This window comes from Mesorhizobium sp. BR1-1-4 (genome assembly GCF_020165375.1).
GTDB classification, from domain to species: domain Bacteria; phylum Pseudomonadota; class Alphaproteobacteria; order Rhizobiales; family Rhizobiaceae; genus Mesorhizobium; species Mesorhizobium australicum.
Window position 1 is genome coordinate 19,398 of record NZ_JAIUIB010000005.1, and the last position, 13,236, is coordinate 32,633.

At 63.0% G+C, this 13,236-nt stretch carries 13 protein-coding genes; 8 read left to right on the forward strand and 5 right to left on the reverse strand.

Features of this window, described 5'->3' with window-relative positions; all coding sequences use genetic code 11:
• Positions 1-109: 109 nt before the first annotated feature.
• From LB571_RS11895 to LB571_RS11905, 3 genes are all read right to left on the reverse strand, one after another.
• Positions 110-937 (reverse strand): helix-turn-helix domain-containing protein, encoded by an 828-nt coding sequence (locus LB571_RS11895; RefSeq protein ID WP_015317103.1) that lies wholly within the window; start codon positions 935-937, stop codon positions 110-112.
• A 178-nt stretch (positions 938-1,115) separates the two neighbouring features.
• Entirely contained in the window at positions 1,116-2,114 is a 999-nt protein-coding gene (locus LB571_RS11900) for an ABC transporter permease (protein WP_015317104.1), read from the reverse strand.
• Positions 2,115-2,175: 61 nt separating this feature from the next.
• On the reverse strand, positions 2,176-2,919 hold the full coding sequence (locus LB571_RS11905) for an ATP-binding cassette domain-containing protein (protein ID WP_140615494.1): 744 nt from the start codon (positions 2,917-2,919) through the stop codon (positions 2,176-2,178).
• Between the two features lie 449 nt (positions 2,920-3,368).
• On the opposite strand from LB571_RS11905, the gene LB571_RS11910 reads away from it, so the two are divergent.
• The gene (locus tag LB571_RS11910) at positions 3,369-4,358 is read left to right on the forward strand and encodes a sugar-binding protein (protein WP_140615496.1); all 990 of its coding nucleotides are present in this window, start codon (positions 3,369-3,371) and stop codon (positions 4,356-4,358) included.
• Positions 4,359-4,545: 187 nt separating this feature from the next.
• Complete coding sequence (locus LB571_RS11915) at positions 4,546-5,328, forward strand: FadR/GntR family transcriptional regulator (protein WP_140615498.1); 783 nt, start codon at positions 4,546-4,548, stop codon at positions 5,326-5,328.
• A gap of 21 nt (positions 5,329-5,349) precedes the next feature.
• On the opposite strand, the gene LB571_RS11920 is transcribed toward LB571_RS11915, so the two are convergent.
• On the reverse strand, positions 5,350-6,288 hold the full coding sequence (locus LB571_RS11920; RefSeq protein ID WP_224594680.1) for an NAD(P)-dependent oxidoreductase: 939 nt from the start codon (positions 6,286-6,288) through the stop codon (positions 5,350-5,352).
• Positions 6,289-6,408: 120 nt separating this feature from the next.
• Between LB571_RS11920 and LB571_RS11925 the strand changes: the two genes are divergently transcribed.
• The 3 genes from LB571_RS11925 (at position 6,409) to LB571_RS11935 (ending at position 8,781) form a co-directional block, all read left to right on the forward strand.
• Positions 6,409-7,305, forward strand: a complete 897-nt coding sequence (locus LB571_RS11925; RefSeq protein ID WP_224594683.1) for an NAD-dependent epimerase/dehydratase family protein — start codon at positions 6,409-6,411, stop codon at positions 7,303-7,305.
• Between the two features lie 101 nt (positions 7,306-7,406).
• Positions 7,407-8,183 (forward strand): FadR/GntR family transcriptional regulator, encoded by a 777-nt coding sequence (locus LB571_RS11930; protein ID WP_140615504.1) that lies wholly within the window; start codon positions 7,407-7,409, stop codon positions 8,181-8,183.
• 154 nt (positions 8,184-8,337) lie between these two features.
• A complete protein-coding gene (locus tag LB571_RS11935) occupies positions 8,338-8,781 on the forward strand; it encodes an SRPBCC family protein (protein WP_140873248.1) in 444 nt (147 codons plus the stop codon).
• Positions 8,782-8,875: 94 nt separating this feature from the next.
• Here the strand turns inward: LB571_RS11935 and LB571_RS11940 are convergent, their stop codons facing one another.
• Positions 8,876-9,166, reverse strand: coding sequence for a DUF3175 domain-containing protein (locus tag LB571_RS11940; RefSeq protein WP_015317112.1), 291 nt, complete (start codon positions 9,164-9,166; stop codon positions 8,876-8,878).
• Positions 9,167-9,337: 171 nt separating this feature from the next.
• On the opposite strand from LB571_RS11940, the gene LB571_RS11945 reads away from it, so the two are divergent.
• The 3 genes from LB571_RS11945 (at position 9,338) to LB571_RS11955 (ending at position 13,191) form a co-directional block, all read left to right on the forward strand.
• Complete coding sequence (locus LB571_RS11945; protein ID WP_140714483.1) at positions 9,338-10,567, forward strand: MFS transporter; 1,230 nt, start codon at positions 9,338-9,340, stop codon at positions 10,565-10,567.
• 159 nt (positions 10,568-10,726) lie between these two features.
• Positions 10,727-11,755, forward strand: coding sequence for a LacI family DNA-binding transcriptional regulator (locus tag LB571_RS11950; RefSeq protein ID WP_140873250.1), 1,029 nt, complete (start codon positions 10,727-10,729; stop codon positions 11,753-11,755).
• A 308-nt stretch (positions 11,756-12,063) separates the two neighbouring features.
• On the forward strand, positions 12,064-13,191 hold the full coding sequence (locus LB571_RS11955; protein WP_015317115.1) for a sugar ABC transporter substrate-binding protein: 1,128 nt from the start codon (positions 12,064-12,066) through the stop codon (positions 13,189-13,191).
• The last annotated feature ends 45 nt before the right edge of the window (positions 13,192-13,236 follow it).

Genomic DNA, 13,236 nt, shown 5'->3' on the forward strand with positions numbered 1-13,236 from the left:
GTTCCCTTGCGAATTTCGTTGCGGCAAGGGTAGGGCGCTAGCGCGCACAGCGCTTATCAATGCGTCTTGAGCATCTATCAACCAGTCTGAAAAACAGATGGCTGCCGGCTCAGGCCATTGCCCGCGCGGCCTCGCGGTAGAGCGTCGGCGGCACGCCGACATGGTCACGGAAGAAGCGCGAGAAATTGCCTTGCGTGGTGAAGCCGAGATTGCAGGCGACCGAGATCAGCGGCTCCCGCGACCATTGCAACTGCCGCACCGCTTCCTCCATACGCAGCGTGTTCCAATAGACGTTGGGCGTGAGGTTGGTCTGTTCCTTGAACAAGGCGAAGAAATGCGGCCGCGAAAGACCAACGGCGCGGGCAACGTCGTCGAAGGAGATGCGTTCGCAGACATTGGCCTTCATCAGCTGGATCGCCTTGCGAACGCGGAAATCCTGCACGGTGTTTATGCGGCCGCGCGCTTCCTGCGGCGCCGAGGCGTCGGCGGCATCGAGCACAGAGTCGATGAATCGCTCGATCTCGTAGTTGGCGACATCGTCGACGCTCTCATTGTCGGTGAGATGGTCGAGCAGGCTGGCGGCCGCCTGGTGCAGCCAAGGCTCGAGCGCGATCGCCGCCCGCGAAAACAGCGGCGCGCTGGATGGCAGGTCGCGCCGGCGGCGGGCCCAGTCGGGATCGATGTAGAAGGCGAGAAACAGACCGGGCGTCCCGTTTTGCGACAGGACGTGGCTGTGGGGCTGGAAGGAATTGATGCCGGCGGCTGTGCGAGGGCCGAGGCGGACCGTCTCGCGGCCGATGGTCATTTCGCCGGCGGTGCCTTCGAGCCAGATGATCAGATGCGCCTCGACATGGGCATGGGTGACGAAGTCGCTCGCGACATTCAGGACAGAAACATGTCCGAACCGGCCCCAGTAGAGCCTGATCGCTTCCGTCATGGCATATCCTCCCGCAAGCGACTGGCCTCCCTTCGCTTGCAGGGAGGATTGTGCGGCCGGTTTTCGGCATCCGTCAAGGCATCGGCTGTTGGCCGCTACCAATGGAGGTTGGCTTCGGCCGATTTTCAGACTGAGCGATAGGATCAGAACGAATAGCGCTTCGACGGCGAAGAGCCCCTCAATCGCTGCGCCTGAAATTGCGGATGCGGTCGAACAGAACCGCCAGCAGGATGGCGCCGCCGATGAAGGTGCCCTGCCAGAAGGCGTTGATGCCGAGCAGGCCAAGGCTGTTGCGGATCACCTCGATGAGGGCGGCACCGACGATGGCGCCAAAGGCGGTGCCGACGCCGCCGGCCAAATTGGCGCCACCGATGACGGTGGCGGCGATCACTTGCAGTTCCATGCCGTTGCCGAGATTGGTGGTGACAGCGCCGAGCCAGCCGGTTTCGATAATGCCGGCAATGCCGGCCGACAGCGCCGAGATCATGTAGACGGCGACCTTGATCTGGCGCACCGGCACGCCGGTCAGCGTCGCGGCGTGCTCGTTGCCGCCAATGGCAAAGATATGCCGGCCGAACTTCGTCCAGCGCAGGACAAAACCGGTGATCAGGGCCAAAAGGATCGTGTAGAGCACCGGATTGGCGATGCCGAACACCCAGGCGCCGCCGCCGAGTGCCAGAAGCTTGTCGTGGTCCGGGCCGAACTGGAAGACGACGGTGTTGTTGGAGGCGACCATGGCGAGGCTGCGGGCGATCGACAGCATGCCGAGCGTCACCACGAAGGGCGGAAAGCCCAGATAGGCGATAAAAATGCCGTTGAAGGCGCCGATGACGAGCGCGGTGGCGATCGAGGCCAGAATGCCGATCTCGATCGAATAGCCGGCATGCATGGTGACGGCCAGCACCATCGAGCACAGGCACAGCACAGAGCCGACCGACAGGTCGATGCCACCGGTGATGATGACGAAGGTCATGCCGAGCGCCACGATGGCGACGAAGGTGATGTTGCGGGTGATGTTGTAGAGGTTCTTCGAGGTGGCGAAGGCATCGGTGGCGAAGGACAGGAAAATGCAGGCCAGGATGACGGCGACCACCACCCAGAAAGTCTGGCTGGAGAACAGGCGCGACAGGAAAGTGTGCTGCTTCTGCGCGATCGTCTGGTCAAGGGTGACTGCCATTATCGACCTTTCCTGCCGGCAGCGAAACGCGCCAGCGCAATGAAACCCGGTTTTATCCCTCTCACGCCGCCTGCTCGATGGCGCCGGTGATCAGCCCGGTGACTTCCTCGGGCGAGCTCGACGCGATCGCCTTGTCGGCGACCTTCCTGCCGCGCCGCATCACGATGACGCGGTCCGCGACGTCGAAGACGTCGGGCATGCGGTGGCTGATCAGCACCACGGCGATGCCCTGGTTACGCAGGTTGCGGATGAGGTTGAGCACTTCGGCGACCTGCCGCACCGAGATCGCCGCCGTCGGCTCGTCCATCAGCACGATCTTGGCCTGCGACAGCATGGTGCGGGCGATCGCCACGGCCTGGCGCTGTCCGCCCGACATCTGCTTGACGAGATCGCGCGGGCGCGTCTCGGATTTCAGCTCGGCGAAGATATGGCCGGCGCGCTTGTACATCGCCGCATAGTCGAGGATGCGGAACGGGCCGACGCCACGGCGCAGTTCGCGGCCGAGATAGACATTGGCCGCCGCCGTCAGATTGTTGCAGAGCGCCAGGTCCTGGTGAACGATCTCGATGCCGTGCTGGCGCGCCTCGACCGGCTTGTGCAGGATGAGTTCCTTGTCGTCCATGCGCATCGTGCCATGGCTCGGGCGGAAATTGCCGGCGATCATCTTGACCAGCGTCGACTTGCCGGCGCCGTTGTCGCCCATCAGGCCGACGACCTCTCCGGGCTCGATCGACAGCGACACGTCGTTGACCGCCTGGATGGCGCCGAAATGCTTCGAGATGTTGGTGAGTTCGAGAACCGCCACCCGTCTTTGCCTCCCATGCCTGGCCCATCCGCACGCGGACAGGCGACAGCTTCCATTGGCTTTCCCCAGCTCCTCCCGGGGGCAGCGATGCGGTCATTTACGCGAATGGCATCGCGGGCGTCAATTGTCGAACGGGCAATTGTCAGACGAATAGTGCCGTGCGGAATTTGAAAAATCAGTTTTGTAGGACAAATAGCATTGACGTTGGCGGCAAGCCGTTATTAGTTGAGCGTCGGAGGAAGACATGCCGGCTTTGACGACGCCATCGGCGGCGCCAACGGCAAGAAGGTTTTGGCGATCGTGCAGCGTCGTCGCTGGGAGGGTCGCATCTGAAAATGCTTATCGGCCTGGCCGGATTGAATGGGCGCACGCGTCTCAGTCATCTCGCATCCTGGCTGGTTTGTGTGGCGGGCACGCCGTGTCCGTCTGGTTGCAAAGGGAGGACTGACATGAGGAAAACAGTATTGCTCGCCGCCGTCGCCGCCATGGCGTTGGGCGCCGGGCCGGCTTTGGCCAAGAAGCAGCTCGTCATCGTGGTGAAAGGTCTCGACAATCCGTTCTTCGAGGCCATCCACCAGGGCTGCGAGAAATGGAACAAGGAAAACGCCAGCTCGGAATATGAATGCTTCTACACCGGCCCGGCATCGACTTCCGACGAAGCCGGCGAGGCGCAGATCGTGCAGGATATGCTGAGCAAGGCCGACACGGTGGCGATGGCGATCTCGCCGTCCAACGCGCCACTGATCGCACAGACGATCAAGAGCGCCAATCCGTCGATCCCGATCATGACCGTCGACGCCGACCTCGCCAAGGAAGACGCGGCACTGCGCAAGACCTATCTCGGCACCGACAACTACCTGATGGGCAAGAAGATCGGCGAGTACATCAAGAAGGCCAAGCCGAATGGTGGCACGATCTGCACCATCGAGGGCAATCCGGCGGCCGACAACATCTTGCGTCGCGCGCAAGGCATGCGCGACGCGCTGACGGGCAAGGAAGGCCTCACGGCACTTGCCGGCGAAGGCGGCTGGACGGAAGTCGCCGGCTGCCCGGTATTCACCAATGACGACGGAGCCAAGGGCGTTCAGGCGATGACCGACATCCTCGCCGCCAATCCCAAGCTCGACGCGTTCGGCATCATGGGCGGCTGGCCGCTGTTCGGCGCGCCGCAGCCCTACCGCGACCTGGTCGGACCGCTCAAGGACCGGCTGGCCAAGAACGACTTCGTCATCGGCGCCGCCGACACGATCGGCGACGAGGTGGCCATCGCCAGGGACGGCCTTGTCACCGCTCTGGTCGGCCAGCGGCCCTTCGAAATGGGGTACAAGGCACCATCGGTGATGATCGACCTGGTCGAAGGCAAGAAGGTTGACGATCCGGTCTTCACCGGTCTCGACGAATGCACCAAGGACACGGTCGACACCTGCATCCAGAAATAGGCCGCGATTTCGGGGCGCTCGCCAACGAGCGCCCCGTTTCCTCCAATTCTTCAACAGGACGCCTTGGTTGGGGCTATCGGAGCCCGGCTTTGACGCGTCAGTGGTTTGGATTTTCGGCAACGGGATCGGTGCGCCGCGCGGGTTTGGATCAATCCGGGTGACTGGCGGCCGACCTATTGGAACGTGGATGCCGGACGAGAAGGCAAAGAAAAAAGCCGGCCGGGCCAAGGCGCAAGCCAGCCACGACCCGGCAGCCATGCGCAGGGTGGATGCGGCGCACTTTCCCGGGTCCAGCGTCCATGCCTCGCTCGCCAGCGAGATTGGCCTCAGGATCGTGCGCGGCGACTATCCGCCTGGCAGCATCCTGCCCAATGAGGCCAAATGGGCCGAAACCTTCAATGTCAGCCGTTCGGCGGTGCGCGAGGCGATCAAGATGCTGATGGCCAAGAGCCTTCTGGCGTCGCGGCCAAAGATCGGGAGTTGGGTCGAGCCGAAGGAGCGCTGGAACCTGCTCGACCGCGACGTGCTGGCCTGGTACGCGACCGCGCCGGATCGCGAAGCGTTCCTTCGCACCGTGCAGGAGTTCCGCCACATCATCGAACCGGAAGCATCCGCCTTTGCCGCAATACGGCGCAGCGACGAGCAGATGGCCGAGATCAGCCTGGCCTGCCGGGAGATGGGCGAGGCGGCCAACCTGCCCGAGCGCATCCGTGCCGACACGCGCTTCCACCTCGCCATCCTGCGGGCCTCGGGCAACGACCTTCTGGTGCCGCTCGGCGTGTTGATCGAATCGGCGCTCGACCATCTCTTCATCTTCACCACACGCCAGGTCGGCGATCAACGGCGGGCACAGAAACTGCACGAGGCGATCGAGAAAAGCATCCGCCTGCAGCGGCCAGCCGCGGCGCGCAACGCCGTGCACAAGCTGCTTGCCGACACCGATGAGGGGATCGGAAGGGGCCGGCGCTAAGGCCAGCCGACCGTCCGGGTCTCAGATCGTCTGCTTCCTTCCATCCTTCGTCGGCATCAGGTCGATGCCATTGACCTTGGCGATGTGCGTGGCCAGCATCGGCACGAACTGCTCGGCCGGGCCGGTTGCGTGAGCGCCGGCGAAGGCGTTCTTGGTGGCGTTGCCGAGCGGATTGGCGATGCCCGCCGCCCCCGCCATCGATTCCAGATAGGTCAGGTCCTTGAAGGCATTGGCGATGGTGAATTTGTGGGCGTCGCGGTCGCCTTCCAGCGTCCAGCGCATGAAGGTCTGATAGAAGCCGCAATCCATGCGGCCATTGCGGATGACGCTGTCGAAACGCGGCGGCGAGATGCCGACCTTCTCCGCCAGTGCCAAGGCCTCGGAATAAAGGGCGGCGTAGCCCAGCGAGATGAAATTGTTGAGCAGCTTCATGCGGTGGCCGTCTCCGGTATCGCCGACATGCACGATGCGGCCGGCCCAGGTGTCGATCACCGGCTTGACCCTGGCAAAGACGGCATCGGGCGCGCCGACCATGGCGTCGAGCGTGCCTTCCCAGGCTTCCTTCGGCGTGCGGCTGAGCGGCGCGTCGACATAGTCGACGCCGAGCGCCTTGAGTTCCGCGGCAAGTGCCACGGTCGAGACCGGATCCGATGTCGAGCAGTCGACGACGACCGCCCCCTTCTTCAAACCCTGCTTGAGGCCATCGGGACCGCGAATGATAGCCTCCACCTCGCGCGAGCCGGTGACGCAGATGAAGACGATATCGGATGCCGCCGCCACATCGCGGGAAGTCGATGCCTCACGAGCGCCTCGGCCGAGAAGATCCTCCGCCGGTTTGCGGTTCTTGCGGCCGAGGAAGGTCAGGGAATATCCCTTGTCGACGATGTTCTTGGCGATGCCGTGCCCCATCAATCCAAGGCCGACAAAGCCGATCTTCTCACCCGTAGCGGTCGTGTTCATGCTGTCTGTCCTGTTGCGTGATTATCGATAATGTCGCCGCTGTTTTAGCCATAGACGGTTGCAGAAAGCAATATTGTCTGACAATACACGTAAATCCCAGGACTTTCGTGGAGACCAGAAATGACAAAGCGGATCATGTTCACCGGCGGCAGCGGCAAGGCTGGGCGCCACGTCGTGCAATATCTGGTGGAGCAGGGTTGCCAGGTGCTCAACATCGACACCAGGCCGCTCGACAACCCCAAGGTGCGCACGCTGATCACCGACATCACCGACAGCGGCCAGGTGTTCAACGCGCTGTCGAGCTATATGGGGCTGCACGAATTCGACCCCTCGCTACGCCCGCAGCCAGTGGACGCCGTGGTGCATTTCGCTGCCATTCCACGCATCATGATCACGCCCGACAACGAGGTGTTCCGCATCAATGCAATGGGCACCTACAACATCATCGAGGCGGCGGTGAAGCTCGGCATCCGCAAGGTGATCATCGCTTCCAGCGAGACGACCTACGGCCTGGTGTTCGCCAACGAGCCGCGCGATCCCGCGTATTTCCCGCTCGACGAGGACTATGACGTCGACCCGATGGACAGCTATGCGCTGTCAAAGATCGTCAACGAGAAGACCGCGCGCGCTTTCGCGCAGCGCAATGGCACGGATATCTATGCCTTGCGCATCGGCAACGTCATCGAGCCGCATGAGTATTCGCTGTTTCCGAAATGGTTCGCCGATCCTGGTTTTCGCAGGCGTATCGCCTGGAGCTACATCGATGCCCGGGACCTTGGCCAGATCACGCTGCGTGCCGTCGAGAAGGATGGGCTGGGCTACCAGGTGTTCAATGCCGCCAATGACGACACCTCGTCCGATCTGCCGACCGCCGAACTCCTGAAGCGGTTCTATCCCGACGTGCCGGTCAAGGGCGAACTCGGTGAATACGAGACGCTGCTGTCGAACCGCAAGGCGCGCGACATGCTCGGCTTCCGCCCGGAGCACAGCTGGCGCAAATACGTCAAGACCGCCTGAGCGTGGTGGAATCGCGGCTGGGTTGTGCATAGAGGCCGGCTTTGTGGCCCCACGCCCGCACCGCGCTTGACAGCCTCCCTAAACCGGCCTTTCTGGACTGCATGCGGGACGCGAAGCCGAACAAGGAAAAATCGCCGAAAAAGGCTGCAGCCGCCGATCGTCCGGCCGGTGTTCGGCGAGCCGACGCGGCACGTATTCCGGGCTCCAGCGTGCACACATCACTGGCCAGCGAGATTGGGCTCAGGATCGTGCGCGGCGATTATCCGCCCGGCACCATCCTGCCCAATGAGGCCAAATGGTCGGAGACGTTCAGCGTCAGCCGCTCGGCGGTGCGCGAGGCGATCAAGATGCTGATGGCCAAGAGCCTGCTCGCATCGCGCCCCAAGATCGGCAGCTGGGTCGAACCCAGGGAACGCTGGAACCTGCTCGACCGCGATGTGCTCGCCTGGTACGCGACGTCGCCCGACCGCGAGGTTTTCCTGAAGACGGTGCAGGAATTCCGCCACATCATCGAGCCGGAAGCGACCGCATTCGCCGCCATGCGGCGCACCGACGAGCAGATGGCCGAGATCAGCCAGGCCTGCCGGGAGATGGGCGAGGCGAAAAGCTTGCAGGAACGGACCCGTGCCGACACCCGCTTCCACCTCGCCATATTGCGTGCCTCGGGCAATGATCTGCTGGTGCCGCTCGGCGTGCTGATCGAATCCGCCTTCGATCACCTGTTTGCCTACACGACCCGGGAGCTCGACGATTTGCAGCTCGCCCAGAAGATGCACGAGGCAATCGAAAAGAACATCCGCCTGCAGCGGCCGGATGCGGCGCGCAATGCCGTGCGCAAGCTGCTGGCCAATACCGACAACGTCATCCGTTCGCGATAGATTTCCGCGACACGGCCGTTGGGCGCGGGTGTTCGCGCCTTGGAACTCGAAGCAATTCGGGGCCGCACCGCAAAAAATTCAAAAGCCTGTGTCGGATCGGCAGTGTGGTGCCCGTCCTTGGGGCATCGAACAGAGACCACGAAGGAGTATCGACATGCCCAGCACCGTACGTCTGCACCGCGTCCTGACCACCAGCCCGGAGAAGGTCTACCGCGCGTTCCTCGAGGCCGATGCGCTTGCCAAATGGCTTCCGCCGAACGGCTTCACCTGCACGGTTCATCACTTCGAGGGCAAGGTCGGCGGTACCTTCGAGATGTCGTTCCGCAACTTCACCACTGGCGACAGCCATTCGTTTGGCGGTGAGTATGTCGAGCTCGTCGCGGGCGAACTCCTGCGCTACACCGACAGGTTCGACGATCCCAACCTGCCCGGCGAGATCCAGGTGACCGTGACGCTGAAGAAAGTGTCCGTGGGCACCGAAGTGAACATCACACAAGCCGGCATTCCAGACGCCATTCCCGCCGAAGCCTGCTATCTCGGCTGGCAGGAGTCGCTGCGGAACCTGGCCAAGCTTGTCGAACCCGAGATCAGACAATAGGGCGCCTACCGGCTGGATAGCGGTAATAAACGGTTCCTCACCTCGTTTTTGATGGGGTGAGGAACAAGCTTGAGGAGCCATTGGCGGCGAAAGCCTAATCCTCTTTTGGCCGCCCGAATGCCGCACGCAATTCGTCCTTGGCGTCCTCGAGGATCTTCTTGCGAGCCGCGGGCAGGTTTTTTCCGGCCCTGTTGATGTAGAAATTCAGCATCGACATGGCGGACTGGAAGGGCTCGGCCTTGCGGCGGTGGCTGTGTTCGGCCGAACGCTTGAGCGAGGCGGCGATCTTCTTGGCGTCGTCGGATTCGAACACGTGGTCCTCGAGATCCATCGCATCGCTGTGCTCGGTCACCTCGGCTGACCATTTCTGCTTGGTGGCGGTCATGGCTGGACTCCTTTGCGGGTTATCGATCGGAAACTCCAGATGCTGGCGCCGGTTCCCGCGCTCGTACCTCCCTGGAGCCACGGATTTGCCCGCCGTGGCGCTGCTGTGCGCCGAGAATGCGTCGATAGTGGCCAAAACAGCAGCGGTTGAGGCCGCCGACAGGAAACGCCTTTGTCACGAACCGACTTGAGCCGGCCCAGCCCCGGTATCGACAGTTCCTACGCCTGGATGCGTCTAGCCATCTCGATGCTGCTGGCGACGATCGGTGCGGTCGGCATGTGGGCCGTCGTCGTGGTGCTGCCTGCGGTACAGGCCGAGTTCGGCGTCGACCGCGCCGCGGCATCCATGCCTTACACCGCGACCATGGTCGGCTTTGCCGCCGGCAATGTGCTGGTCGGCCGCGCCATCGACCGCATGGGTTACTGGATTCCGGCGCTGTTTTCCTCGATCGCGCTCTCCGCCGGCCTTCTGCTCGCGGCTTTGTCGACCTCGATCCTGCAATTCACCCTTGCCCAAGGCGTGCTGATCGGTCTCGGCACATCGGTGATCTTCGGGCCGTTGATCGCCGATATATCGCACTGGTTCAATCGCCGCCGCGGCGTCGCCGTCACCGCGGCCGCGGCCGGCAACTACCTCGCCGGAGCGATCTGGCCGACCATCATGCCGACGCTGATCAAGGCGGAAGGCTGGCGCTTCACCTATGCCGCCATCGGCGTCTTCTGCCTGGTCACCATGGTGCCGCTGGTGCTTTTGCTGCGCCGCGGCGCTCCGGAAGCGGCAGCCGCCGGCCCGGCCGGAAGCCGGTCCGTGCAGCCGATGCCAATGTCTCCGGCCGCAATGCAGATGCTGCTGGTCGTCGCGGGACTGGGCTGCTGCGTGGCGATGTCGATGCCGCAAGTGCACATCGTCGCCTATTGCATGGATCTGGGCTACGGCATGGCGCATGGCGCCGACATGCTGTCGATCATGATGGCCGCGGGCGTCGTCAGCCGGCTCGCCTCGGGTTTTGTCGCCGACCGCATCGGCGGTGTCAAAACCTTGCTTATCGGCTCCGTGCTGCAATGCCTGTCGCTGCTGTTCTATATCCCGTTCGACGGGCTCGCCTCGCTCTATGTCGTGTCGCTGGTCTTCGGCCTGTCCCAAGGCGGTATCGTGCCTTGCTATGCGATCATCGTGCGCGAATACCTGCCCGCCAAGGAGGCCGGCCAGCGCATCGGCATCGTGATGATGGCGACGATTTTCGGCATGGCGATCGGCGGTTGGATGTCGGGTTGGATCTACGACCTGACCGGCTCCTATGCCGCCGCGTTCCTGAACGGCATCGCCTGGAACCTCTTGAACATACTGGCGATCGGACTGTTCATGTGGAAGGCAAGGCACAGGGCTGCCGTCGCCGCCTGAGGAAGGCCAAGCGCGGCCATTCCGTGGCTCGGCTTGACAACAGGCAGTCACTGCGCGACGCCAGGGCGGATGGGTGCGGCAACAGGCCGGTGAGATGGCGACAGCTGGAAAGATCGCATTGCGGGCGCGCTTCGATGGCCATGCGCATGGGCCAAGACCGTGATCAAGCCGCGTTCGCGCCGGGGCGGTGGCCGCCCAACCCTGTCGGATGTGGCACGCAAGGCCGGCGTCGGCGCGATCACCGTTTCACGCGCACTGCGCGACCCGGCACGTGTTTCCGAGGAACTGCGCCGTCAGATCCAGGCCGCCGTCGACGAACTCGGCTATGTGCCGGACCCCAATGCGCGTGCATTGGCCTCGGCGCGCGCCGAAGTGTTCGGCGTACTGGTGCCTTCGCTGACCAACAACGTCTTCGCCGAGGTGGTGCGCGGCATCTATGACTGCCTGTCGGACAGCCCGTTCCGCATCCAGCTCGGCAACACGCATTATTCCGGACTGGAGGAAGAGCGGTTGCTGCAGCTGTTCGGTTCGCAACGCCCGGCCGCGCTCATCATTGCCGGCATCGACCAGACGCCCGCTTCGCGAAAACTCCTGGAGAATGCCGGTTGCCCGGTGGTTCAGGTGATGGAGACCGGACCCGATCCGGTGGACATGATGGTCGGCTTCTCGCATCTCGATGGCGGCCGGACGGCGACCGAGCACCTGATAGAGGCGGGGTATCGCCGGATCGGCTTCATCGGTGCACGCATGGACCCGCGCTCGCAGCGGCGCCTGGCTGGTTACCGGGTGGCGATGGAGAAGGCCGGGCTCTCGGACCCGCGCCTGATCACCACAACGCCGGTGCTGTCCAGCGTGCCGCTTGGCCGCGAACTCTTCCGCGATGCGCTTGCCAAGATGCCGACGCTCGACGGCGTGTTCTGCAACAATGACGACATCGCGCTCGGCGTGCTGTTCGAATGCCATCGTGCCTCGATCGAGGTGCCGAAGACCATCGGCATTGTCGGCTTCAACGATCTCGACATGATGCAGGTGGCGTTTCCTTCGGTCACCAGCATCCGCACCCATCGCTACGAAATCGGCAGGCGCGCGGTGGCCATGGCGCTTGCGGCGATATCGGGTGACAGGCCGCGGCAGCGGGTCGTCGACCTTGGCTTCGAGCTCAAGCGCCGCGAGAGCACAGCCCGCTGAACACGCTTTCGAGAACACCCGCGAATGACGCTTTACACAACGTCATGGTAGCGCTACCATTTTCCATTGGAGAGCTTCGCCACTCAACTGTTGGGCCTGTTTATTATACATAAGCAACAGCTCATGCTTGTTTATTATGTATAATATGATAGCCTTTTCCCAACCGAAGGAGACGGCAAGGGGAGGGATCGCCGAGGTCTTCGGCATCTGGCAGGCGTGACTGGGTAAGGCGGGAGGTGCCAGCCGGGAGCGCGAAATCGCATAAAAACTGAACCGACAAATCGGAACTGCAATCGGGAGGATTATCGATGATCAAGTCACTTGTCGGCGGCATCGTTGCTGCCAGCGCATTCGTCATGCTCAATTCGGCGGCCATGGCTGCCGGCCCGGAGATCGTCTCCGGTCCCGCCGCCCAGGCCGACTGTTTCGCGCCCTGGGACGCGAACACCAAGTTCTTCAAATTTCCGAAGAAGGAAGGTCCGTTCCGCATCGCCTTCGCCAATGGCTATATCGCCAACACCTGGCGCATCCAGATGGTGCAGACGGCCAAGGCCTATGCGTCGCAGCCCGACGTGAAGGCAAAGATCAAGGAATTCAAGGTCGTCTCGACGGGCGAGGACGTGCCGGCGCAGATTTCGGCGATCAACAACTTCATCGATTCCGGCTATGACGCCATCGTCACCGACGCGCAGAACCCGACCGCCTTCGGCCCGGTCATCAAACGCGCCAAGGAAGCCGGCATCGTGCTGGTCGCCTTCGACAATATTCTCGACACCAAGGACGCTATCAACGTCAATGTCGACCAGAAGGGACTTGGCGAATTGTGGGCCAAGTGGCTGGTCGCCAAGATCCCGAATGGCGGCAAGATCCTGGAAGTGCGCGGCGTCGCCGGCACCTCCGTCGACACCGATCGCCACAACGGCATCCATGAGGTGTTCGACGCCTCCGGCAAGAAGTGGGATGTGACCGAAGTCGCCGGCAAATGGGATGACGGCGTGGCGCAGAAAGTGACCGCCGATGCGATCGCCACCAACGGTCCGTTCGACGGCATCACCGGCCAGGGCGGCGACACCGGCATCGTGCAGGCGATGATGGACGCCAAGCATCCGTTCGTGCCGTTCGGCGGCGAGACCGAAAACGGCTTCCGCAAGTTCTGCGCGGCGCATTCGGCCGATGGCCTGAAGTGCACCTCCGCCGGCTCGGGCCCGGCCCAGGTCGCCGTCGCCATCAAGACGGCGATCGCGGCACTCGAAGGCGAAGTGGTGCCGCAGGAGGTGAAGCTGCCTCTGGCCGTCGCCACGGATCCGGACATGAAGGAAGGCACGGATTACTTCCCGAAGGAGTCCGACAATTTCTTCGTCGGCAATTCCTTCCCGACCTGCGGCATCAATTTCAGCGCCCAGGAAATCATGGGGCAGACCAAGGAAAACCAGTAGTCGCTTTCTATCGTCTGGCGCCGCGGCTGATCCCGCGGCCCCAGA